The sequence below is a fragment of the Thermosyntropha sp. genome, from assembly GCF_017656155.1.
GTDB lineage: Bacteria > Bacillota > Syntrophomonadia > Syntrophomonadales > Syntrophomonadaceae > Thermosyntropha.
On record NZ_JACDOH010000002.1, the window covers coordinates 32,007 to 53,832 of the forward strand.

Sequence of the window (21,826 nt, forward strand, 5' to 3'; positions counted from 1 at the left end):
CGCATTATTTAGTATAGCAAAAAAAATACTGCAGGTCAAAATAAGTAGAGATATTTTTGAGGAAATTTATTTTAAAATCATGAGCTTTTTTCTGATTTTGCAGTAGTCCAGAATATATTTCGGTATTTACGGGTGTATATAGATAAAATAACTCCTAAGAGATTTAGTGAAGCTGAAATAAGATAGACATAATGTAAAGATTTGGTATATGCCTTATGATAAGACATATTAATCTGGTAACGGTTCAATAAATAAATGAATATACTTACTGAAAAAGATATACCAAGTGAAAAGGAAAAATTGCGTACGGTTGAAATAAATCCGCCAGTATATCCGGATTTTTGAGGAGGTACAGAACCTAATATAGAACTGTTATTGGGAGAACCAAAACTTCCCATTCCTGCCCCTAAGATTATCAAGCTTAATATTGCAGTTTCTAGGTTTAAAGTTAAAACAGATCTAGATAACATTAAATGAGCCCCGGTCAGCAAAATAAAAGAGGCTGAAGTTAACGGTACTGCCCCTAAGCGGTCAGATAAGTTACCTGCAAAAGGTGCAGTTAAGGCCATAAGGACTGGAGGAATAGTCATTAAAAGTCCTGAATTTGCCGGAGATAGTTTAAGTATGTTTTCAAAATAAAATGGCAGAAGGAAAATGATAAATGTTTGTGAACTATAAGCTATAAAAGCAAGGATATTGCCTGCAACAAAGTTCGGGTTTTTAAACAGTTCAAAATCAAGAAGAGGATCAGGAGTTTTTCGCTCTGTATAGATAAAAATTGCAAATAAGACGATGCTGATTATCAAAAAAGCAATATTTATTTCTCCTGATTTTGAAATGGAAAAAAGGAATAAAATTAAAGCAAGAGCCATAAGCAAAGTTCCTAGTATGTCTGAATTGTTGTCTTCAGTATCAGTATTGAAAGGAGAAATTAAAAACTTATTGGCCAGATAAAATCCGGTAAGGCCAATAGGAACATTAATTAAGAATATTACTGGCCAGGAAAAATTTTCAACCAGAATACCTCCCAGACTTGGTCCTGTCATATTTCCTATTCCTACCATGCTGGCAGTTAATCCTAATGCTTTACCTCTCTCATTGGCTGGGAATGTAGTAGAAACTATTCCCATGCCAGTTGCCATCATCATGCTTGCTCCAAAAGCCTGGATTATGCGTGCTCCTATTAGCAAGGATAAAACCCTAGCAAAGCTGCACAGCAGTGAGCCTAAGACAAATATTAAAAAACCATAGGTATATATTTTGTGCCTACCTTTGCGGTCGCCTAATTTCCCAAAAAAAAGAAGGGTTGCGGTTATTACCAGCATATAGGATGTTACCAGCCATTGAATTTGAGAGAGTGAAACAGAAAGGCTTTCAGCAATGGTAGGATTAGCTATATTTAAAATACTGCCGTCTAAAGTAGACATAAATATTCCGGTATTTACTACTATGAGTACACGCCATTTTGGTTCAAGATGCATTTATATTCTCCTCTTAAGATTTTTGATTTTTTGTTTTTTATATTTAGATTAACAAAAAAATTCTCCTTTTAGAACATGTATTTATGAATAATGAAGCACTAAAATCATTATTGATTAATAAAAAAATAGAAATAAATTAAGAAGGGGGGGAAGTGAAGTGAATGAAATAGCTGGATTATTGCTTTTAGCTGTTTTGGCTGAGGCAATATGGGAGACTTTAAAAATGATTAAAGTAAATAATGGAATAAGTACAGACCGCCTGGGGGCTATTGTAATAGCGGTTATTATAACTGTATCAGGGAATGTTGATTTTTTCAAAATTGCAGGTTTACCACTTAATATACCTTATTTAGGTTCAGTCTTTACGGGAATAATTGTGTCAAGGGGAGCCAATTTTGTGCATGATTTACTTAAAATAACTGAATCAATTATGATTAAAAATAAAGTTTAGTATTTTATGAGAGGTCTTCATTCCTAAGCACTTTGATTATTATATCACCTAAAAATTTCATGCTTTCTTTAGCTTCCTTAAGGTTATTTTGCTCAGTACCAACTTCAAAGAGAAGGGAAGTAGGATATAGATCCTGATTATAATCTCCTTTGCCTATAAATATACCGCGCAGGAAACCAGGATAAATTTTGTCGGCAACTGCTTTTACTCTTTTTGCATAATCTAAGTTTGTCTGCATGTTGGGATTAGATCTTCCTATTACAATCATAACCCGGGCAACGGGTATTCCATTAATTTTGGTCTGATAGGCAGAAAGGGGCGCGGAATCCCGATGTATGTCAAAAATAGCATCTGGGCCTTTTTTGACGAGACTGATAGCTGTACGCCGTGAACGATGATAGGCGTTGATATCATGAGGGTCATGGGCATTTAAACTGTGAAAAACTTTGATTCCTGGCTTTTTTAGCCGTTCTTTCAAGGCTTTTCCCACTTCAAATATGTCTCCTTTAGCTCTTTTGGAAGGAGTACCAGATGTGGGAATATATGATTCATCACTGTGAGTGTGATAAATCGCTACCGAAAGGTCAGTATAGTCAGGTTTAAGAAGGCGATCAGGCACAAAAAGAGAAGCTGCAGGGATGCTGTTATTTTGTGAAAGAACCTCATTTTTAACTACCGCTGTTGCTTCAGTGCCTTTTACGGAGGTTACTATATAATGGATATTTTGTTCACTTATATATTCGTCGTTTTTATATACCTTTATCCCTGTTTGCAGAATAACATTACCCCTGGTGTCTTTAATTGTAAAATAGCTGGAAGATGTTGTTTTGATTTTAGGGAGATTTTGTTTTTGAGCTAAGTTTAAAAAGTAGCTTCCTGCTAATATTATAAATAAAAAAGCAAAAAATACCATTATATATTTTCTTCTTGCTGCTTCCATATAAAAAAACCGTCCTTTGCCTGTATAATCAGTAATATTATGGGCAAAGAGGCGGTTTTTATACAGCAAAAAAATTTTTTTAGTCAATATCCCAGTTGGCTAAATATTCTTTTTGTTCTTCGGTAAGTTCATCAATTTCAACATTTTCAGCTTTTAACTTTAATCTGGCAACTTTCTGATCAATTTCAGGTGGAACATTATATACATGGTTTTCTAATTTATCACGATTTTTAATTACATAAAGCAAGGATAGTGCCTGAAGAGAAAAGCTTAAATCCATAACTTCAGCAGGATGTCCATCACCTGCTGCCAGGTTTACCAGGCGTCCTTCAGCTAAAAGATAAAGCTTGCGACCATCAGGCAGGACAAATTCTTCAATGTTGTTTTTAACCTTACGTGTTTGGGCGGCCAGGTCATATAAGTCTTTTTTGCTTATTTCCACGTCAAAATGGCCGGCATTTGCCAGTAGGGCATTGTCTTTCATCACTTCAAAATGTTCCCGGCGTATTACATTTATGTTGCCAGTTACAGTTATGAATATGTCGCCGATTTTAGCTGCTTCCCGCATGGGCATTACCTGGAATCCATCCATTATTGCTTCATTTGCTTTTATAGGATCAATTTCTGTTACTATTACTTTTGCTCCCATACCTAAAGCACGCATGGAAACCCCTTTTCCACACCATCCATATCCTACTACTACTACATTTTTCCCGGCAACTACTAGATTGGTAGTGCGGTTAATGCCATCCCATACTGATTGTCCAGTTCCATATCGGTTATCGAAAAGGTATTTCATATAAGCATCATTTACGGCTATCATGGGGAACAGAAGGGTATTATCTCTGTCCATAGCTTTGAGGCGGACTATTCCAGTGGTAGTTTCTTCACAGCCGCCGATTATATTTTTAGCTTGTTCACGCCTGTCACGATGCAGAATGGTTACCATGTCGGCTCCATCATCAATTATAGCATCGGGCATGGTATCCAAAGTATATTCCAGGTATCTATGGTATTCTTCTGGAGTTTCTCCATGTACCGCATAAACAGTAATGCCTGAATCAACCAGTGCAGCTACTACATCATCTTGAGTAGATAAGGGATTGCTAGCACAGGCTACCACTTCGGCACCTGCTGTTTTAAGTGTTTGCAAAAGATAACCCGTTTTGGCTTCCAAGTGAAGGCAGCAAGCTATTCTTTTACCAAGAAGAGGTTTTTCTTTAACAAATTCTTCCCTCAAAAAATTAAGAACAGGCATGTTATGACTAACCCATTCCAGTTTTTTGTAACCTTCCGGAGCAAGGTCGGGATTTTTAATGACAGAAGGGCGTATTTTTTCTAGTTTCAAAACAGTGTTCATTAATAAACCTCCTAGCTTAAGGTTTTATTTTATATATTGTTTATTTACTTATAAAACATTATAAGCAAAAAGCCTTACAATAGAAATAATTATCTGGTATATTATTAAAAAAAATGTATAGTAAACGAGGGGATTTTGGTGAAGGTGCTTATGTTTAGCTGGGAATATCCTCCGCATATGGTGGGAGGGTTAGGGCAGCATGTGTTTGATCTAAGCAGATTTCTCGTGAAGCAGGGGATAAAGGTTTATATTATAACCCCCGTAGCTGAAGGTTGCCCGTCTTATCAAAATGAAAACGGGGTACATATTTATAGGGTAGGAAATCCAGCTTCGGAAGCAAAGGATTTTAAATCCTGGATTTTTTCCTTTAACAGTGAAGCTATTAGAGCAGCAGTGTGCTTAAATTACGAAATCGGAGGTTTTGATATTGTACATGCACATGACTGGCTGGTAGCATATGCAGGCAGATCAGTAAGCAAAATTTTTGACATTCCTCTAGTTACTACCATCCATGCCACTGAACATGGGCGACATCGTGGATTACATAATCGTATGCAGCGTGAAATTAATGAAATTGAAAAAAATCTAGTTTTGGAAGCAGATCAAGTTATATGCTGCAGCAATTATATGCAAAATGAAGTCAGCACCCTTTTTGATATCAAAAGAGAAGCGATACGGGTTATACCTAATGGGGTAGACCCTGAGCTTTTTAAGAAACTTCCGGAAAAGTCAAATTTTCCCATCAAAGAAAGTGATAAAGCCGTAGTTTTTTTGGGAAGATTGGTGCCGGAAAAGGGTGTATGGCAGCTTATCCATGCATTTCCTCAGGTACTCGAAAAGGTTCCTGAGGCTAAATTATATATAGGGGGAAGAGGACCGGAAAGGGTAGCTTTAGAAGAAAAGACGGAAGAACTGGGGATAGATGAGAAGGTTGTATTTATGGGATTTATAGGAATAGAGGAAAGGAATTATATATACAGCAAGGCAAGTGTTGCGGTATTTCCGAGCCTTTATGAACCTTTCGGCATTGTTGCTTTGGAAGCAATGGTTACAAATACCCCTGTAATTGTTGGAAATGCAGGAGGGCTTGCTGAAATAGTAGAAGATGGGGTTACCGGACTTAAGGTAAATGCGCGAGAAATAGATAAACTGGCTGATGCCATTATTAAGCTGCTGACCGATGAGTTTTTAGCGGAAAAAGTGAAAAGGAATGCTGTAAAAGTAGTGAGAAATACTTACAGTTGGGAAGCTATTGCCCGAGCTACTGCTAATGTTTATAGAGAAGTGGCAGGAATAAAACATAAAGTAATTTGCTAATACGGGGTAAGGGAAGTGTAAAAATTGAATTCACGCATAATACTTGTGCTACACAGCCATATCCCTTATGTAAAAAGGCAGGGTAGATGGCCTTTTGGTGAAGTATGGCTTTTTGAAGCAATGGCTGAAACATATATTCCGCTTCTTCGCAGTTTTTTGCGCCTGCATGAAGAAGGAGTTAAAGCTCACGTAACTATAAGTTTAAGTCCGACTTTGATGGAGCAGCTGAATTCTAAATATATAAAAAAAGAATTTATAGATTATCTTAAAGCTTGTGAAAAGAGAGCTGCTGAAGACGAAAGATATTTTATTTCCTGCGGAGAGAAAAAACTAGCAGAAACTGCGACCAGCTACTGCCGGTTTTATAAGGATGTCAGAAGGGATTTTACAGTTGACTTCGGAAATGATATTTTAGGGATTATCAAAAATATGCAGGAAAATGGATGTATAGAGGTCTTAGCTACTGCTTTTACCCATGCATATTTGCCTCTTCTTGATTATAAAAGTGCAAAAGCCCAAGTTTTTTATGGCAAAAAAATATATGAGAAGTTTTTTAACACGGAACCTAGAGGTTTTTGGCTTCCTGAATGCGGGTATCGAAAAGGACTGGAAGATATTCTTATCGAAAATGATTTTAATTATTTTTTTGTGGATAGCCATGCGATAGAAGGAGGAAAGCCTCTGGAAGTATTCAGCGGGGAGGTTTTGGAAGACAATCCGGAAATAGAAACTTTTGCAATTACCGGACTTAGCACCTACCGTCCTTACAAACTTAAAGATAAAGATATTTCAGTTTTTGGACGCAATGCTTTGGTAAGTTATCAGGTGTGGTCAGCTGAATTTGGTTATCCAGGTGATGAAAATTACAGGGAGTTTCATAAACATTCCCCCAGGTCTGGTTTGAAGTACTGGAAGGTAACGAATCGTAACAAGCCTTTTGACCAAAAAGAAGTTTATAATGTCCATAAAGCAGAAAAAAAAGCAAAAGAACATGCTGCCCACTTTGTGGATGTTCTGCAAAATACTATAAGTGAAGCACAGAAGATAGGCTTTAATCGTCCTTTGATTGTAGGATGTTATGACACCGAACTTTTCGGACACTGGTGGTGGGAAGGGGTTATTTGGTTAGAAGAAGTAATGAGGCAGATAGATGAAAAAGAGCTTAATATGGCTTTGCCTTCTAATGTTGAGCCTCCGCGTCATGAAGCAGAAATTTTTGATTCTTCATGGGGAATGGGAGGAAAACACTTTGTATGGTATAATCGTGAGACTATGTGGATGTGGGAAATTATTGAGAAAGCACGACAGGAATATGATGTCATTGCAGAAGGCCCAGGGCAAACTGAACTGGAATACAGAGTGAAACAACAGGCTTTAAAAGAGCTTATGCTTATTCAGAGCAGTGATTGGCTTTTCATGGTGACCAATAATCTTACCCGTGATTATGCTATGAAGAGGTTTTTTGAGCATTACACTAAATTTTTGAGGTTAGTTGACAGCCTCAAAAATAACAGATTAGATGCAGATTTTATTGAATGGTTCAAACAGATAGAATTTGAAGATGATTTATTCAACTCCTTGTAGTTGCGGAGGTGTTTTATGAAAGGCCATATAGCATTTTGTCCCCATTTTCATCAGCCCCATTTTCAGCTTTACAAAACCAGGGAAGAGGCTTATCGTAATTCTTATCTGCCCTGGCTTAATTTGCTAAAAAATTCGGCAAAAATGGAAGGCTTTTTTGTGAATCTACATTTTTCGGGACCTTTTTTATACTGGATAAAAGATAAAAAACCTGAATATATTGGAGAATTAAAAGCTTTATATAAAAGCGGCAAAGTTGGCATAATAGGTGGATTTGCAGATGAACCATTTATACAGCTCTCTTCACGCCGCGACGATTTTTTTTATCAACTCAAAAAGTATGAGGAACTAACATTTGAACTTTTTGGAGTAGGTGCTGATGAATGGCAGGGAATACATATTGTTGAGCGTGAAGCCGGTGAGTTTCTGTTAGGAGAGTTAAGTTATGCTGCAAAAAAAATCGGTGCTTTTCCTTTATACTATTTAGATGCAGAAACTTTTTACAATACCTATTTTGCTTATCCTGGCTCTAAAAATGATTTTTGTCTTAAAAACTTTGGATTTAAGGATTCTTATTCTAAAACTACCATAAGTCATCTGCCTGATGAGATGCTTTTTTTTGCTCTGCGTGATGAAATAGGTGGACAGGAATATTTTGCAGTACCGGTGCACAGTCCTTATAGATACCATCTGTTAAAAAGAAATTCCTTTAGTCCAGAAGATAAAGTTATTACTAAACCAAAACATTATTATTTTTATGTAAAAGATGCTTTGGAAAATGCCTGGAAGCTTATTAAAAGGTATGGAAAAAATATTGAACCGGTTCTGCTGATATTTGAAGATGCGGAAAAGTTAGGCCAGTGGAGTAAGGATCCAGCAGGTGATGCTAGATGGATGGAAGAGTTTTTTAACCTTGTTATGCAGGATGAAGAAATTGATTTTATAGGTTTGAAGGATTATGTTTTAAAATACGGATTTTTAGATACTTATCCGGTAAGAAGCAGTCACAGCTATGCGGAATGGGAGAACTGGACAGCAAAAAGAGGAATAAGAGGTGTAGTTTTTGGAGATGAAAGGCTGCGTAAAGTTATAAATTGTCTGAGGGATTTTGAATCTGAACAGGCAGAGTTTGAAGATTATGTAATCGATCTTTTCTGGCAGAATGAACATTTTCTATCTGATGGAATGCCAAAAATGCTCAAAACTGCGGTTTTAAATTCAGCAGAAAGGTATGAGATAGTAAAGTCTATATTGGAAAAATATTTTTCCGCCGATATGGCTTATAATTATGAACTTATCAATCGGGTCAGGCATGTAGTGTATCAGGAAGATCCCAAGTGGGCGAGCAGGCATCCTAGTTATGGTTCTTCTCCCTATTATGATATGCAGGGGCTTTCTTATCTTTATATTGCTCAAAGGCTTTTAAGGCATATGATAAATGAAGTTAAAAATAAAAAAAATGAAAATATCGTAGAAATCAAGGATTGGGATCAGGATGGGACAGAAGAAGTAATAGTAAAAACTGGAGAGCAGATGGTGGTTATAGATACTGAAGGTGGATGTATAAGCTATCAGCAGGTTATTGATGGAAAAGCTGCTTCAAGCAAAGGCTTTTTAGAAGATGTTTTAGCCCAGAATATTCCCCAAATACCTGCTTACAGCGATATTTATAAAGTGAGTTATCCTTTGGTCTTTACTGAAACCGATAGTGATTTAACTTTGATGTTTTATAAAGAAGGCGGAAGAAAAGAAATATGCCGCAACTCCATGCGATGCAATATCCTGTTTGTCCGAGATGGGGAATATAAATTATTAGGCGATTTTGCTACTGCTCATTATGAAATCACCGAGGTTATAAAGGAAGAAAAAGAAGTTAGAATAATACTGGAAAGAACCGAACAGGTTTTAATAGGAGATAAAGAATGTGTCATAACCCTCGTGAAGGAATTTACTGTTCTTGAAAATAGAATAGGCTGTAGTTTTAGTGCGGTATGCGATGCCTTAAAGCCAGGGTTTGAATTGTTTTTAGTACCTCAGCTCGTAACTTCGGCGGCTCCTTCCGATGAAGTTGATTTTGAACCTTTGGCATGGCTTAAAATTACCTCAGAAGCAGAGGGTGAAATGCTTTATGAAATAGAAGAAAAACAGGTTCATGAAGGAGAAAATAATAATTTAACTAATGAAAATTTTGTTTCTTCTCTTCCTCAGATTATAAACTATTTTTACCAGATAAAAAGTGCCGGTGGACAAACTTTTGTTAATCAGGTTGGTTATAATATTAAAACTATGGAAAATATAAAAAAAATAAAAATTAAACCAGCCGTAGGTTCTTATTATAAAGAATATATATATGATGAACAGAGCAAGTTAGGCTATCACACTTCAGGTTTAGCTATAAATCCGTATGTTGCCTTTCAAGAAGGACGAGCTGATTTCAAAGTCGAAAATTCCTGGAGATTTGCGGTTATACCTGAAACTGATGATAAAGAAGGGGTAGTAGAGCTTTTAATTTATAAAAAATAAGTGAGGATAGGAGAGGGGAACATGATTTTACAGGATTTTTTTAATTATTATTTTGCAGCAGTAGATGATGAAGTTTATCAGATTTACAGGGATATGCTGCCTGATGCCGGTGATATGGCAGGAGCTTATGCGGAAATGTTTAGCCGCACTGATCCTGAAGCATTAAGTTTTTTGTTAAAATTTTATCCGACAGTCTCCAGACTGCGCTGTGAGAAACCCGAGCAGGCTATACTTTTTAATGTTAATAATAATATATGTTTTGATTTCTTTCTGGATTATATATGGAATACTATGACTTATGAAGAAAAAAACAAGGTTTTTGAAAAATGCAGCACTTCCCACTATGATGAAATTAGAAGTCAGCTCAAAAAAGATGTAAACCTGCGCAACTGGTTTAGAAAAGAAATTGGAAGTCAATTAAACCAAAAGGAGCTTTTTGCCTTAAATGAAGTTATATCATTACAAAATTTTTCGTCTGGTGGTGAAGGGTCATTTTTAGAATATGTTTATCCCCGTATAAAAAAGATGCAGGGGAAGGTTTTAGATGCAGGATGTGGAGCAGGTTTTGCCACCTTGGTTATGAGCCAGTATATGGAGGTTTATTCTTTAGATGCCTGTCAGGCAAGGCTTAAAAGAGCTAATGCTCTGGCGGAGATGATGAAAAACGGCGAAAACCAGATTTTTCCTCGGGTTATAAGTCTTATTCAAGAGGAGTTGGGACAGATTGAGGTATCTTATGAGTTCCCGGATGCTGAAATGCTTTTGAGCGGTAAGCCTAAAAAAGTTGAATTTACCTGGGGAAGTTTAGATAATTTGCCTTATCAGGATGAATTTTTTGATGTTATAAACTGTCTTGATGTCTTGGAACATACATATGATCCTTCTAAGATAATTCAAGAATTTGCCCGGGTTTTAAAGCCGGGTGGACAGGTTTTTATTACTGCTCCTACCCGTTATGGCGAATTGGAACAGCGTATTTATGAGAGTATTGAAGGAAATTTATTCCCGGCTATGTTGCATATGCACCACTTTGATCGGGAGATATTAAATGAATTATTTTCTAAATGTGGTTTTAAAGAAGTAGAAATAATTCCTTTTGATTATATAAGCTATAAAGAATTTATGGAAATTATTGAAAAATCTCCTGAAAAGAATTGGCTTGAAAAACTTAAAGTTAAATCTTTTGATAAAGTTCCCATGCAGATCTTTGCTGTGTTTAAAAAGATATAAAATTAGAGATCATAATATAAGTTTATTAAAGCTGCCATACTTTTAAGGCAGCTTTTTTTGATATAAATTAATCTGTGGTAATATAATATAAAATTATAATTTTATATAATCTTGATTATGTTATAATTTTTAAGTTAGTATCATAAAGGAGCAGATAAGTATGGCAATTAATGAGAGTATTGATGAAAAACTTTTCAATTATATTATTAAATCAATTGAAGAAACCCCATTTTATCGTTCCCTGGGGTTGAAACTGGAAAAAGCGGGCAAAGGTTATGTCCGGCTCAGCGTTTTGCCAGATGAAAATCATTTAAATCCTATCGGTATGGTGCATGGAGGACTTATAATGTCTATAGCTGATGCGGCTATGGGAAATGCTATTCGAACTTTGGGAAGTAGGGGAGTTACAGCCGATATAAGTGTAAACTTTTTATCTCCACCTAAAAAGGAAAAACCGGTTATTGCAGAAGGCAAAGTGGTAAAAGCGGGGAAAAACCTTATATTTACTGAAGCAAAGGTTTATTCTGAAGGTAATCTGGTTGCCAAAAGCCAGGCGGTTTTTTTCCGGGTCGGAGAAATATCATAGTAGGAGTGATATTATTTTATGTCTAATCTTTTAAAAGCAGAAAAGTACTGTCTATTAACCTTTAACACTACTTCTCATGCCCTTAAAGCGGAAAAAGTTTTAAAATCCATGGAGGCTGAATTTTTAGTAGTCCCTACTTTGCGGGAAATTTCCAGCAGCTGCGGATTATCCGTAAAGGTCAGTCCGGAAAATATGGAAAAATATTATCATAATCTCGTAGAGAACAAGGTTCCGGTTGAAGGAGTGTTTAAAGTGGAGAAAGAAGGAAAGAAAAATAATATAACTAGGATAGAAGATATTGGAGTTTAGTTTAGAAAACAGTAGGCAGTAAATTATCATAGTTTTTCATCTAAATTTTAAAAACATAGTTTCCCGGCACAGTCCGGGTTTTTATATTTTATAGAGAAAATTTATACCATAAAAATAAGACTCAAAGCTAGGAGGGAACCCAAGTTTTTTGATAAAAAAGGCTTTTTATAATGTATAATTTATTTGATTTTATATCTTTAGAAAGGATCGGACTTATGGGGATAGAACAGTATAAATCAGAGATAGAAAGATGTTTTGAAGATGTTGAAAAGGTGAGAAGAGTTATTCCCGACTATGTGTATAGAGAAGAACAGGTAAATTTAAGCAGAAGTATTATAGAGGTATTTGAAAGGGAAGAGTTTTTGCTGGCAGAGGCAGGAACAGGAATAGGGAAAAGCTATGCGTATTTGATTCCAGCTATTTTATGGACAGCCCGGGAAAAAAGCAAAGTAGTGGTTTCCACTAAAACTAAAGCCCTTCAGCAGCAGATTGTAGAGAAGGATATACCTAATCTAAGGCAGGTATTAGACCTTGATTTTACTTATGCTGAAGCTAAGGGGCGGGAAAACTTTTTATGCTGGAATAAATATATGGAAATTTTGGCGGGTAAAAAGAAGCTGGAAAAGGAAGAAGTGGAACTGGTAGAAGCAATTTTATGGTGGGCAGAGAAAACTGCAACCGGCGACCGCAAGGAACTGATGTTAGAAAATCGCTTGCTTAGACACTGGAGAATTTTGGCTGCCGATCGGGACAGCTGCAGAAAAGAAGCTTGTCCTTATCAGGAAAAATGTTTCCGTTTAAAAATGATGAAAAAGCTGCAAAAAGCCGACATTATCATAACTAACCATGCTTTACTTTTGTCTGACATCCTGGTTGATAATAAATTCCTGCCGGAATATGAGTACCTGATAATTGACGAGGCACATGGCTTTGACCGGGAAGCTTTTGATAAACTGGCTATTTCTTTCATTTTTGATGAGATTAAAGATGTTCTGAATGTGCTTTATATTAAAGACAGGAGGTTTGAAAAGGGTTATCTTGCCTATCTTAAACGAAGTTTTCCGGTATTAAATATGTTTATAAATGAGATAGAAGTCTTGGTGGAAAGGGCGATAAGCCTCACAGAGAAGCTACATGAATGGTTTAACAATTGGGCAGGAAGCTTTGACGATTTAAATTTTTCCAAGGTTTTAAAAGAAGAAGATAAAAAAGCTTTTCTTGACGAGGATTTTTATTCCCTTTACATTGATTGGCATGATATATTGAATCTTTTGGTTTTAAAAGTAGAAAATCTAAAAGAACAGTTAAATGAGACTGATGAGTCGTTGGATTTAGGAATAATAATCGAAAATCTTGTTTTTCAGCTTGATAAAGCCTTTGCCATATTTGAGGAAGATATGGAACGGAGCGATAAAATTGTATGGATTGAGTTTAATGGAGGAAAGGTAAGATTAGTTGCTTCATCTCCATTATATATAGGGGATATTTTATATAACCGGCTTTATAAAAAAATGAAAGCCTTAGTTATGGTTTCAGCTACTTTAGCTGTTGAAAATGACTTTTCTTATTTTGTTTCTAAAAGCGGACTTAATTTTATTGAGAACGAAGGCAAGCTTAATACTTTAATAGAGAATTCACCTTTTACCTATAAAAAGCAGGCATTGCTCTATGTTATAGAAGATATGCCGATGCCTGATTCTGTTTATTTTAATAAAGCACTGTCCGAGGTAGTATTACAAATAATTGAGTTTATTCCCGGTCGAATTCTTCTTTTATTTACTTCCCGCCGGCAGATGAGGGAAGCCTCTCAAATACTGCGTCCCTTGTGTGAATCAAAAGGGATAAGGCTTTTAGTTCAAAATGAAGATGGGGAATCAGGGGCACTGGTAAACGAATATATAAGTTCTCCTAATGCAATTTTGATGGGGCTTGATACCTTCTGGGAAGGTATAGATTTAAAAGGGGAACTTTTAAAATGCCTTGTTATTACTAAGCTGCCTTTCCGTTCGCCTGATGAACCATTTGCTAGAGCCTTGAGCCTTTATTTTACTTTGCAGGGACAAAACAGTTTTAAAAGTTTTATGCTTCCCGATGCGGTAATCCGTTTTAAACAAGGTGTAGGAAGATTGATAAGAAGTGAGCAGGATAAAGGATTGATTATTGTCCTGGATAGTCGTATGGAAAAAAAGGTTTATGGAACAACATTTAAGAAGAATATACCAATTACTAATATCCAAAAAATAAAAAAAGAAGAACTGAAAAATCAGCTTGAAAAGGCTTTATCGTTTTTAGATTTTTAGTCACCATTTTATGATATTTATCATATATCGTAGTAAAGAATGAACTTAATCATACTAAAGAAAGGAGTTTTTAAGGAAATGAAGGTTTATTATATAAGGATTCCTCTTTTTTTGCGTAATCTGCTTCTAAAAATATGGGGATAAGGATTTTAAAGTACAGAGGTTAAGGGGGGGAACCTGTGCCGAATCTGCGTATGATTATAGGAGCAAGCTTGCTTGCAGCTGGCATTGTGTTATGGTGTCTCTCCCGTTTATGTTTTTAAATCATTGATCACTCAAGCCTATTCCCAAAATACCTCCTAAACCGCCAGCTATTATGCATATCAAAAGAGTATATAAAAATGAGGCAATACTTATTACTGAAGGGTTAAATATAAGTGTAGCTATAAACATAAGTATGAAAATGATTATTCCTGTACTTATACCTCTGACTAATCCCCTGTTGCCATAAAACCTGGTTATTGAACAGGCAGCAGTAAATATAGATATAATAATTATTATTTTACCTATTGGTGCAAGCAGGGTTTCTTTAAGACCGGTGTAATAAATTATTGTTGCGGTTATGATGCATAAAATAATGGATAAAGCCAAGGCTTTACTTAAGGCCTGAATTTCAACTGATAATTTAAATTTCATAAAAAACACCTCCTTATGGTAAAATTTATGAGGAGGATGTTTTTTTTATTACCCGAATCGCGTTTAATCTTCATTTTTAATTTGTGTCATTCATAGACATAGAAAAAATAATTTTAATATTGAGGAGTATTATGGATTCAGAATATTTATTGCTGATAAGCATTGTGGCCGGGATTTGTACTGCTTTAGGGGCAGTTTTGCTTTTTATCAAGCGAAGCTGGAGCAGTAGAAGTTTGGCCATGTTTTTAGGTTTAGCTTCAGGGGTTATGATAGGGGTGGTTGTTTTTGACTTAATTCCTTCATTTTTGTTCTTCCCCGGTTTTGAAAAAGGTTTGATCGGATTATTAATTGGTTTTTTTTTACTTCGATTTATAAGCAATTTTTTATTCAGTAATAGTTTAAGAGGCAAAAGTCTGGCTAGTCTTGGCTATTTAATAATGCTGGGAATAGCTGTGCATGATTTACCGGAAGGGATGGCTATTGCTTTAGGAAATGAAATAAAGACCAGAACAGGAATGGTAATAGCTTTAGGTATAGGAATTCATAATATACCGGAAGGAATGGCTATTGCTGCCCCTCTAATAATGGGGGGGATAAGCAGAATCAGAATTTTAAAACAAACTTTGCTGGTTGGCCTGGTAACTCCTTTGGGAACTATACTGGGAATGTTTATGGTTGCCGTTCTTCCTGGAATACTACCTTTTCTTTTAGGTTTAGCTTCAGGCATAATGCTTTATTTGGTTATTTATGAACTATGGCCTCAAGCCATTTTGAGAGGGAAAAAAAGCAGGTGGTTTGGGTTTTGGCTTGGGATATTTATTATTTTAATCGCGACATTTTTATAAATCTGCATAAAATATTTTAGCTTGCCGGAAAATAATTTAAAAAATATAAAGGAGCAAGCTGGAATGCAAAATTTATTATATTTGGCGCTGGCTGCCTTATCAGGAGCTGCCATGGCTTTGCAGGGAACTTTAAATGCTGCTTTGGGAAAAGTGTTGGGTATATGGCACTCAACTTTGTTAGTTCATATTATCGGAACGATAACAACTCTGGTTATAATTTTGGTTATAGGTGCAGGAATGCATAATTTTTCTAAAATAGGACAGGTTCCGTGGTATGCTTTTTTAGGCGGAGTGTTGAATGTAGCTATAATTTATCTGGTTACGCGTACTATTCCACAGATTGGAGTAGGAAATGCTACCACCGCTATTATAGTGGCCCAGGTTTTAACAGCTGTTTTAATAGACGGTATGGGAGCATTCGGAATGAAAAAATATGAATTTCATTATATTGATCTTTTGGGGATAGCGCTTTTAGCCGCTGGTGCACGTATTTTGCTTATTGACTGAATATATTTTTAAATCAGCATGCTTATTATAATTGTAATGATTCCGGCTAAAAAAAGTAGTGCTCCTCCTGCAAAAGCCCAAAAGGGAAATGGAATGAGATGGAGAGCCAATTCCAGATAATAGCTTACCAGATCTTCTTTTTTTATTTCAGAAAGGCCCAGATCAGCTTTTTTATAGGCTATGTAGGCGTATAATATGCTTAATAAACCTGTTACTGCTATTATTATGCCTGTTATCACAGAAATCTCCCCACTTCCTTTTTTAAAGATACTCTATATATTATATTTAATTTAACTCAATGAGTAAATTTAAAAATTTCCTGCTTGAGGCAGGATTTTTTTATTTATCAGCTTGTTAACCAACATGTAAAAAATTTATAATAGAATAAATGTTTGGTTTAAAAGAGGGGTTTTTATGTTGGAAGCTCACCTGATAAAAAGTTTACAGGATTTTAATGAAAGGATAAAGAGAAACTATCAAGATTTGCCGCAGGCTGATACTTTGAGGGATAAAATATCTTTATTTGGAAGGTTTATCTATTGTAATAAAATCGATGCGTCACGAATTCCAGAATTTACAGAATGCCGCCCTGTTGTTGCAGTTGACGGTTCACGCATAGAATATGCTTCTTTTTTTCCCTACAGTCTGGTTTTTATGCGTACTTTAGCTAAATGTACTGGAGGAAGTGATATAACAAGAAGTGGAATTATTTCACCTCTGAATCTAGAGGTATACAACCAGTTAGAAAAAATATCTGATGAGCAGGACATAAGTTTAGAAGAAGCATACACCTTGCATTTAAAATATTCATTGGCATATATGGAGCTTTTGACTGCTTTAGAAGCAGCTAAAACCTATAAGCCATATATGCTTATGCTGGACGGTGGTTTTTTACTTTTTGACCGGTTTGAGGAATGGGAGGAACTGCGCCGGGTATGTATAGAAAACAAAATAATTTTGACTGGAATTATTGAAGAAATTGCTACCGCAGAATTAGCCAACTGGCTTGATTTAAATCGGGATAATCGTATAAGGATTTACGACCGGGAAGTATTGTTTGGCATTTTAGAAGTGGGAGAATATTTGATTTTTAATTCTGATCGGAGAATAAAAAAGGATTATTGCACGGTCTTTGCCCGTCTGGGGACTTCGCCGCAGGCTATTGGCTGTGATTTTTTGTCTGAACAGGAAGATGATGTTTTTAAATCGATGGATTTTATTTATACTTTGACTCCGAAAAGCGGACAGGGGATACCTCTCTGGCTGCAGATCACTGATGCCAGGGTCAGGATAAAGCGTGAGGAAGCGGAAAAGCTGGTTGAGAATTATTTAGACCCTTACGTAAAAGAAAAGATTTTTAAAGCGAACCGGAAAAAACGAGCTTTTTAAAAACTGCTCATGAGAAAGGAGAAGAGAAATGCAGGTTGTAGGCATGACAAATGAACATGAAGTATGGGCAGCCTCAAACAGACGCAAGTTCAGACTTAATGAACTGCTTATTATTGAAGATGATAAACTCGGCAATCCGGTAGGTGAAGTTATTGAAACTTATGCCTTAAATCCGTTTATTCCGGCAGTTGATGAAAAATCGCCGGTGCTTATCGACCATGAAGTAGTAGACTCTTTAAGTCGTTTAGGCTATGAGATAAATGAAGAAGTTATATATACAGCTAAAATCAGGATTTTAAGCGAACTTTTTTATCCGGTGAGTACGGGAGTAAGGGTTAGGGAACCACATTTTCATGAGGTAGAAGAGCTCCTTATAAAATCAAATCCGTCGGAGGGATTAGTTTTAGGTGTAATTCAAGGAACCGAGGGGCTTTTAGGATCTTTACCTGAAGAATACAGGGATATTGCACCTTTATATGAAAATAAAACCGGGATTAAAGAACAAAACGGGGTTCCTTTTATTTTAGACTATCGGGCTATGAACAACTATCCTCATATCGGCATTTTTGGAGGGTCGGGATCAGGTAAATCTTTTGGTTTACGGGTGCTGATAGAAGAACTTATAAAGAAACGGGTTCCACTCTTAGTTTTTGACCCTCATTATGAAATGAGCTTTAAGGAAATCTTTGATCCTTCCCTCCCACCGCATTTTAAGGAAAGCTTTGAGCATCGTTCGCTTATTTTGACGGTGGGAAGTGATGTAGGTGTTAAATTTGAGACTTTAAACTCCGGCGATTTATGCAATCTGTTAAGTGCGGTAAGCCCTGTTACAGAAGCAATGGAAAATGCAGTTGCTTCTATTTTAGAATCCGGAGATAATTTAGAAACATTTACCTCAAGGCTTAATGACTTGATTTCTCTTTTAGAAAGTCCCGATGAAAGTGAGTTTAAAGAAGCTTTTATGCAAAGAAGGGATATTGAAGAAAATAAAAAAGCACAGTATTTAAATCGCCTTTCAGCCTTGAAAAAACAGGTGGGACAGCTCAGCACTTTAAAATCGATAAACTGGCGGCTTAACCGGTTGATCCGGCAGGGTATATTTATGGAACAGGGGATAAGGCAGATTGAGGAAGGATTAAAGGCGCAGAAGACGGTAATAGTAAGAGGAAGCATCTGGATGCTTAAAGTTTACGCTGCTTATGTCTTAAGGAGCATTTATAATAAACGCCGCGAATATCGAGACGCTTTGCAAAGGGGACAAAAAATAGAAAACAAATTTCCGCCTTTTTTTGTAGTTACCGATGAGGCTCATAACTTTGCTCCCCGGGGAGAGCAAAATGTGCCATCCCGCCGGGAAATAAAGGAGATAGCCCAGGAAGGCAGAAAATACGGGGTGTTTTTGATACTTGCTACTCAAAGGCCAGCCCTTCTCGATGATACGGTTAATGCTCAGCTTAATACCAAAATTATATTCAGGACAGTTAGATCTACGGATTTAGGAGTCATCAAAGAAGAAACCGATATAGGGAGCGAAGAAATTAAAAGGCTGCCTTATCTTCCTTCTGGCACTGGTTTTGTATCTTCACCCATTTTTGGCCGCACTGTTTCTATGCGGGTAAGGGTAGCTAAAACCAGAAGTCCGCATCAGTTGAATCCGTTTGACGAGCTGGAGATGGAAGACGAGCAGGATAAAGAGGTTATGGAGATTATAAATCAGTGTTTACCGGTAAATCAATCTAATCTTATCGATGTAATGAAAAGATTGGAAAACCGCGGATTTGGCATGGGTGAAAGTGAAATTATAAATTACCTGGATAAAATGGTGGAAAAAGGAATAGTCGGCAAAGAAAATAATCCTCTTCTAGGTTTTATATATAAGAGGAATTCATAATTTATTGATAGAGAGGAGGGCTGATATGCGCTTTCTTTATATAACTGATACCCATTTACGGGGAAATGCCCCTAAAAACCGAATAGATAATTTTATTGTAAATTTAAAAAATAAAATTGATGAGGTGATTGATTTAGCGTATAAATATCAGGTTGATTATATTCTGCACGGTGGCGATTTTTTTGATTCTCCCAGCCCTTCACTGGCAGCAGTAGGTGATTTTTTGAAACTTTTTACAAAGGAAAATTTTCCTCCTATTTATGCAATAAGCGGAAATCATGATGTGTTTGCTGCTAATTTAAACACCCTTCCGCGAACCATGCTCGGCTTTTTAGACAAGCTGGGATTTTTAAAGCTCATTATGCCTGGTGAGAAAATTATGCTCGAAAAAAATGACATAACCGTTCAGCTTACTGGACAATCTTACTATTATGATATAGATCGGGAAGATGAACATAATGCATATATAGTTAAAAAGGGTAATGCGGATATTGCAATTCATATGGTGCATGGTATGCTTGTTAATGATCCCGGTTTTCCAGGCCAGGATTTTACTTTAATTGACCATATCCTAGATACTGAAGCAGATATTACCTTATCTGGTCATAATCATCTGGGTTTTGGAATTATTGAAAAAGAAAATAGACTTTTTGTAAATCCCGGCGCATTAATCCGGATTAGCAGCGATAAAAAAGAGATGTCCCGGAAGGTTAGTGTGGCACTAATAAAAATCGAAAGAAAAAAGCCAGAGGTTGACCTAATTTCGCTTACCTCTGCCTTGCCGGGAGATTTAGTATTATCAAGGGAAGCAATAGAAGCTGAAGCTGAACGCAGCAAAAAAATAGCTGGTTTTGTAGCTGAGATAAGTAAGGCGACTAATCTTGAGAGAACGGATGCCGAGCGTATTATTGAGGAAATTGCCCGTGCACAGAACATAAATCTGGAAGTGAGGAAAGAGGCTTTAGAGAGAATTTCTAAAGTCCAGGAAAGGCTGGAGAACGGCGAAAGAGGTGCATAGTAAGGTGGAATGCTATATAAAGAGGCTTAAAATAAAAAATTTTCAATCCCATAAAAACACGGATATTGAGCTTTTACCAGGGCTCAATATCCTGGTAGGAGAATCAGATCAGGGTAAAAGTTCGGTAATCAGAGCTCTGCGTTGGCTTTTTTATAATGAGCCTAGTGGAACAGGTTTTATAAGGGAAGGGGAAACCTATTGTGAAGTGACAGTTGAGATGAATAGTGGGGTTGTTATAAGCAGGATAAGAGATGCCAGAATAAACAGGTATTTAATAAAATATCCTGATGGCTCTGAAGATAAATTTGACAGTGTTGGTAATCAGGTTCCTCCAGAAGTAAAGAGAGAATTGGGTATAACCAGCCTAAATTATGGTGAAAAGAGTTTGGACATCAACATTGCCTATCAGTTGGATTCTCCTTTCCTTTTTGATAAAAGTGGACCGGATAAAGCCAAAATTATTGGCAGTATAGCCGACCTTCATATAATAGATGCTGCTCAGCAGGAGCTTTTGAGAGATATAAAAAGTCAGCAATCTAAACACAGTGAACTGGAAAAAGAAATTACCGGCTTTAAAGCTGAGTTGGACATGTATGAAGATTTAGATTCTCAAAAGCAATTAGCAGCCCAAATAAATCAATTACTATCTGCAGCTGATGAAAAAAGAAAAGAGAAGAATTATTTTGAAGAAATAAAAAGTAGATGGGACAGGATACAGAATGAAATAGATATTAACAGTGCGAAATTAGAACGGTTGAAAAATATCGAGGTGGCAGAAGATTATTATAGGAATTCCTGTGAAAGGTATAATCTGTTTAAAAAGCTGACAGATATAAATATCAACATGAAAAAAACAGTTGAAAATATTACTTTTTGTGAACAGAAGCTTGAAAAGTTAAAAAGCCTGGAAGATCTGCAAAAAATAAAAAAAGATTTAGAGAACTTGTCCTATAATTATAAAGAGCTTTGTAATATTGAAAAAAGACAAAAGGAAATAGAAGAAAACTTAAAAAGGATAAATTTAACAATAGAACATACCGAGAAATTGGATGAGATTGAAAAAATGATCGATTTGCTTAGAGAAAAGAGAAATCAAGGCAGTGAGATGCAGAAGATAAAGAAAGAAATGGCAAGGATGAAGGAAGGAATAAGTAAAGCAGAAATGATTATTAATAAAACTGCGAATGTTCCTGAGCTGGAAGAACTGCAAATTAAAATTACCGTAAATTTGGATAAATACCAAAAATTGCAGGAAATAAAGCAAAGATATGATAGGGTTGTTGCGGAACGGAACAAGGTGCTGAAACATTTAAACAGGTTGGAGGAAGAATATGAAGATATGCTTAAGAAATATATAACTATTTTGCAAGAAATTGAGAGATGTCCTACCTGTAATTCGAAGATAACAGGTGATGTTGTGAAAGAAATCATGAATAAAATGAGTTTATAAATAATGGGGAGG

19 protein-coding genes are annotated in these 21,826 nt (G+C 36.1%); 14 read left to right on the forward strand and 5 right to left on the reverse strand.

Translation table 11 applies throughout. From position 1 onward, the window contains the following. Positions 1-77 precede the first annotated feature (77 nt). A complete protein-coding gene (locus H0Z36_RS02080) occupies positions 78-1,481 on the reverse strand; it encodes an MFS transporter (RefSeq protein WP_296863445.1) in 1,404 nt (467 codons plus the stop codon). Positions 1,482-1,638: 157 nt separating this feature from the next. On the opposite strand from H0Z36_RS02080, the gene H0Z36_RS02085 reads away from it, so the two are divergent. Next, positions 1,639-1,932: a hypothetical protein gene (locus tag H0Z36_RS02085; RefSeq protein ID WP_296863447.1), complete on the forward strand. Its 294-nt coding sequence runs from the start codon at positions 1,639-1,641 to the stop codon at positions 1,930-1,932. Positions 1,933-1,936: 4 nt separating this feature from the next. Here H0Z36_RS02085 and spoIIP read toward each other — a convergent pair whose 3' ends face one another. Next, positions 1,937-2,959, reverse strand: a complete 1,023-nt coding sequence (gene spoIIP, locus H0Z36_RS02090) for a stage II sporulation protein P (RefSeq protein ID WP_296863449.1) — start codon at positions 2,957-2,959, stop codon at positions 1,937-1,939. Beyond that, positions 2,952-4,232, reverse strand: coding sequence for an adenosylhomocysteinase (locus H0Z36_RS02095; protein WP_296863451.1), 1,281 nt, complete (start codon positions 4,230-4,232; stop codon positions 2,952-2,954). Before H0Z36_RS02095 ends, spoIIP begins: the two co-directional genes overlap by 8 nt. A gap of 138 nt (positions 4,233-4,370) precedes the next feature. On the opposite strand from H0Z36_RS02095, the gene H0Z36_RS02100 reads away from it, so the two are divergent. From H0Z36_RS02100 to H0Z36_RS02130, 7 genes are all read left to right on the forward strand, one after another. Next, complete coding sequence (locus H0Z36_RS02100) at positions 4,371-5,549, forward strand: glycosyltransferase family 4 protein (RefSeq protein ID WP_296863453.1); 1,179 nt, start codon at positions 4,371-4,373, stop codon at positions 5,547-5,549. Positions 5,550-5,573: 24 nt separating this feature from the next. Further along, a complete protein-coding gene (locus tag H0Z36_RS02105) occupies positions 5,574-7,133 on the forward strand; it encodes a glycoside hydrolase family 57 protein (protein WP_296863455.1) in 1,560 nt (519 codons plus the stop codon). A gap of 15 nt (positions 7,134-7,148) precedes the next feature. Next, positions 7,149-9,653, forward strand: a complete 2,505-nt coding sequence (locus H0Z36_RS02110) for a hypothetical protein (protein ID WP_296863457.1) — start codon at positions 7,149-7,151, stop codon at positions 9,651-9,653. Positions 9,654-9,674: 21 nt separating this feature from the next. Further along, positions 9,675-10,883, forward strand: a complete 1,209-nt coding sequence (locus tag H0Z36_RS02115) for a class I SAM-dependent methyltransferase (protein ID WP_296863459.1) — start codon at positions 9,675-9,677, stop codon at positions 10,881-10,883. Between the two features lie 160 nt (positions 10,884-11,043). Continuing rightward, a complete protein-coding gene (locus H0Z36_RS02120; RefSeq protein WP_296863461.1) occupies positions 11,044-11,469 on the forward strand; it encodes a PaaI family thioesterase in 426 nt (141 codons plus the stop codon). 18 nt (positions 11,470-11,487) lie between these two features. Beyond that, a complete protein-coding gene (locus tag H0Z36_RS02125; RefSeq protein WP_296863464.1) occupies positions 11,488-11,778 on the forward strand; it encodes a DUF3343 domain-containing protein in 291 nt (96 codons plus the stop codon). A 170-nt stretch (positions 11,779-11,948) separates the two neighbouring features. Beyond that, a complete protein-coding gene (locus H0Z36_RS02130) occupies positions 11,949-14,078 on the forward strand; it encodes a helicase C-terminal domain-containing protein (protein WP_296863466.1) in 2,130 nt (709 codons plus the stop codon). A gap of 264 nt (positions 14,079-14,342) precedes the next feature. Here H0Z36_RS02130 and H0Z36_RS02135 read toward each other — a convergent pair whose 3' ends face one another. Then, positions 14,343-14,714 carry a TIGR04086 family membrane protein gene (locus tag H0Z36_RS02135; protein ID WP_296863468.1) on the reverse strand — a complete coding sequence of 124 codons (372 nt, stop codon included), beginning with the start codon at positions 14,712-14,714 and terminating at the stop codon, positions 14,343-14,345. A gap of 131 nt (positions 14,715-14,845) precedes the next feature. Here H0Z36_RS02135 and H0Z36_RS02140 point away from each other — a divergent pair, with 131 nt between their 5' ends. Both H0Z36_RS02140 and H0Z36_RS02145 read left to right on the forward strand, forming a co-directional pair. Continuing rightward, positions 14,846-15,559: a ZIP family metal transporter gene (locus H0Z36_RS02140; RefSeq protein WP_296863470.1), complete on the forward strand. Its 714-nt coding sequence runs from the start codon at positions 14,846-14,848 to the stop codon at positions 15,557-15,559. Between the two features lie 63 nt (positions 15,560-15,622). Continuing rightward, positions 15,623-16,066: a DMT family transporter gene (locus tag H0Z36_RS02145; RefSeq protein ID WP_296863472.1), complete on the forward strand. Its 444-nt coding sequence runs from the start codon at positions 15,623-15,625 to the stop codon at positions 16,064-16,066. 8 nt (positions 16,067-16,074) lie between these two features. Here the strand turns inward: H0Z36_RS02145 and H0Z36_RS02150 are convergent, their stop codons facing one another. Next, positions 16,075-16,305, reverse strand: a complete 231-nt coding sequence (locus H0Z36_RS02150; protein ID WP_296863473.1) for a hypothetical protein — start codon at positions 16,303-16,305, stop codon at positions 16,075-16,077. Between the two features lie 175 nt (positions 16,306-16,480). Here H0Z36_RS02150 and H0Z36_RS02155 point away from each other — a divergent pair, with 175 nt between their 5' ends. Genes H0Z36_RS02155 through H0Z36_RS02170 form a run of 4 tightly spaced genes read left to right on the forward strand, consistent with a single transcriptional unit; the run spans position 16,481 to position 21,814 of the window. Further along, on the forward strand, positions 16,481-17,455 hold the full coding sequence (locus H0Z36_RS02155; RefSeq protein WP_296863475.1) for a DNA double-strand break repair nuclease NurA: 975 nt from the start codon (positions 16,481-16,483) through the stop codon (positions 17,453-17,455). A 28-nt stretch (positions 17,456-17,483) separates the two neighbouring features. Further along, a complete protein-coding gene (locus H0Z36_RS02160) occupies positions 17,484-19,346 on the forward strand; it encodes an ATP-binding protein (RefSeq protein WP_296863477.1) in 1,863 nt (620 codons plus the stop codon). A gap of 25 nt (positions 19,347-19,371) precedes the next feature. Next, positions 19,372-20,364, forward strand: a complete 993-nt coding sequence (locus tag H0Z36_RS02165; RefSeq protein WP_296863479.1) for a metallophosphoesterase — start codon at positions 19,372-19,374, stop codon at positions 20,362-20,364. A 4-nt stretch (positions 20,365-20,368) separates the two neighbouring features. Then, the gene (locus H0Z36_RS02170) at positions 20,369-21,814 is read left to right on the forward strand and encodes an AAA family ATPase (protein ID WP_296863481.1); all 1,446 of its coding nucleotides are present in this window, start codon (positions 20,369-20,371) and stop codon (positions 21,812-21,814) included. Positions 21,815-21,826: the final 12 nt, after the last annotated feature.

Coding starts and splice junctions, on each gene's coding strand:
- H0Z36_RS02080 (WP_296863445.1), bottom strand. CDS start 1,481: ATGCATCTTGAACCAAAATGGCGTGTACTCATAGTAGTAAATACCGGA.
- H0Z36_RS02095 (WP_296863451.1), bottom strand. CDS start 4,232: ATGAACACTGTTTTGAAACTAGAAAAAATACGCCCTTCTGTCATTAAA.
- H0Z36_RS02110 (WP_296863457.1), top strand. CDS start 7,149: ATGAAAGGCCATATAGCATTTTGTCCCCATTTTCATCAGCCCCATTTT.
- H0Z36_RS02115 (WP_296863459.1), top strand. CDS start 9,675: ATGATTTTACAGGATTTTTTTAATTATTATTTTGCAGCAGTAGATGAT.
- H0Z36_RS02120 (WP_296863461.1), top strand. CDS start 11,044: ATGGCAATTAATGAGAGTATTGATGAAAAACTTTTCAATTATATTATT.
- H0Z36_RS02125 (WP_296863464.1), top strand. CDS start 11,488: ATGTCTAATCTTTTAAAAGCAGAAAAGTACTGTCTATTAACCTTTAAC.
- H0Z36_RS02130 (WP_296863466.1), top strand. CDS start 11,949: ATGTATAATTTATTTGATTTTATATCTTTAGAAAGGATCGGACTTATG.
- H0Z36_RS02135 (WP_296863468.1), bottom strand. CDS start 14,714: ATGAAATTTAAATTATCAGTTGAAATTCAGGCCTTAAGTAAAGCCTTG.
- H0Z36_RS02140 (WP_296863470.1), top strand. CDS start 14,846: ATGGATTCAGAATATTTATTGCTGATAAGCATTGTGGCCGGGATTTGT.
- H0Z36_RS02145 (WP_296863472.1), top strand. CDS start 15,623: ATGCAAAATTTATTATATTTGGCGCTGGCTGCCTTATCAGGAGCTGCC.
- H0Z36_RS02155 (WP_296863475.1), top strand. CDS start 16,481: ATGTTGGAAGCTCACCTGATAAAAAGTTTACAGGATTTTAATGAAAGG.
- H0Z36_RS02160 (WP_296863477.1), top strand. CDS start 17,484: ATGCAGGTTGTAGGCATGACAAATGAACATGAAGTATGGGCAGCCTCA.
- H0Z36_RS02165 (WP_296863479.1), top strand. CDS start 19,372: ATGCGCTTTCTTTATATAACTGATACCCATTTACGGGGAAATGCCCCT.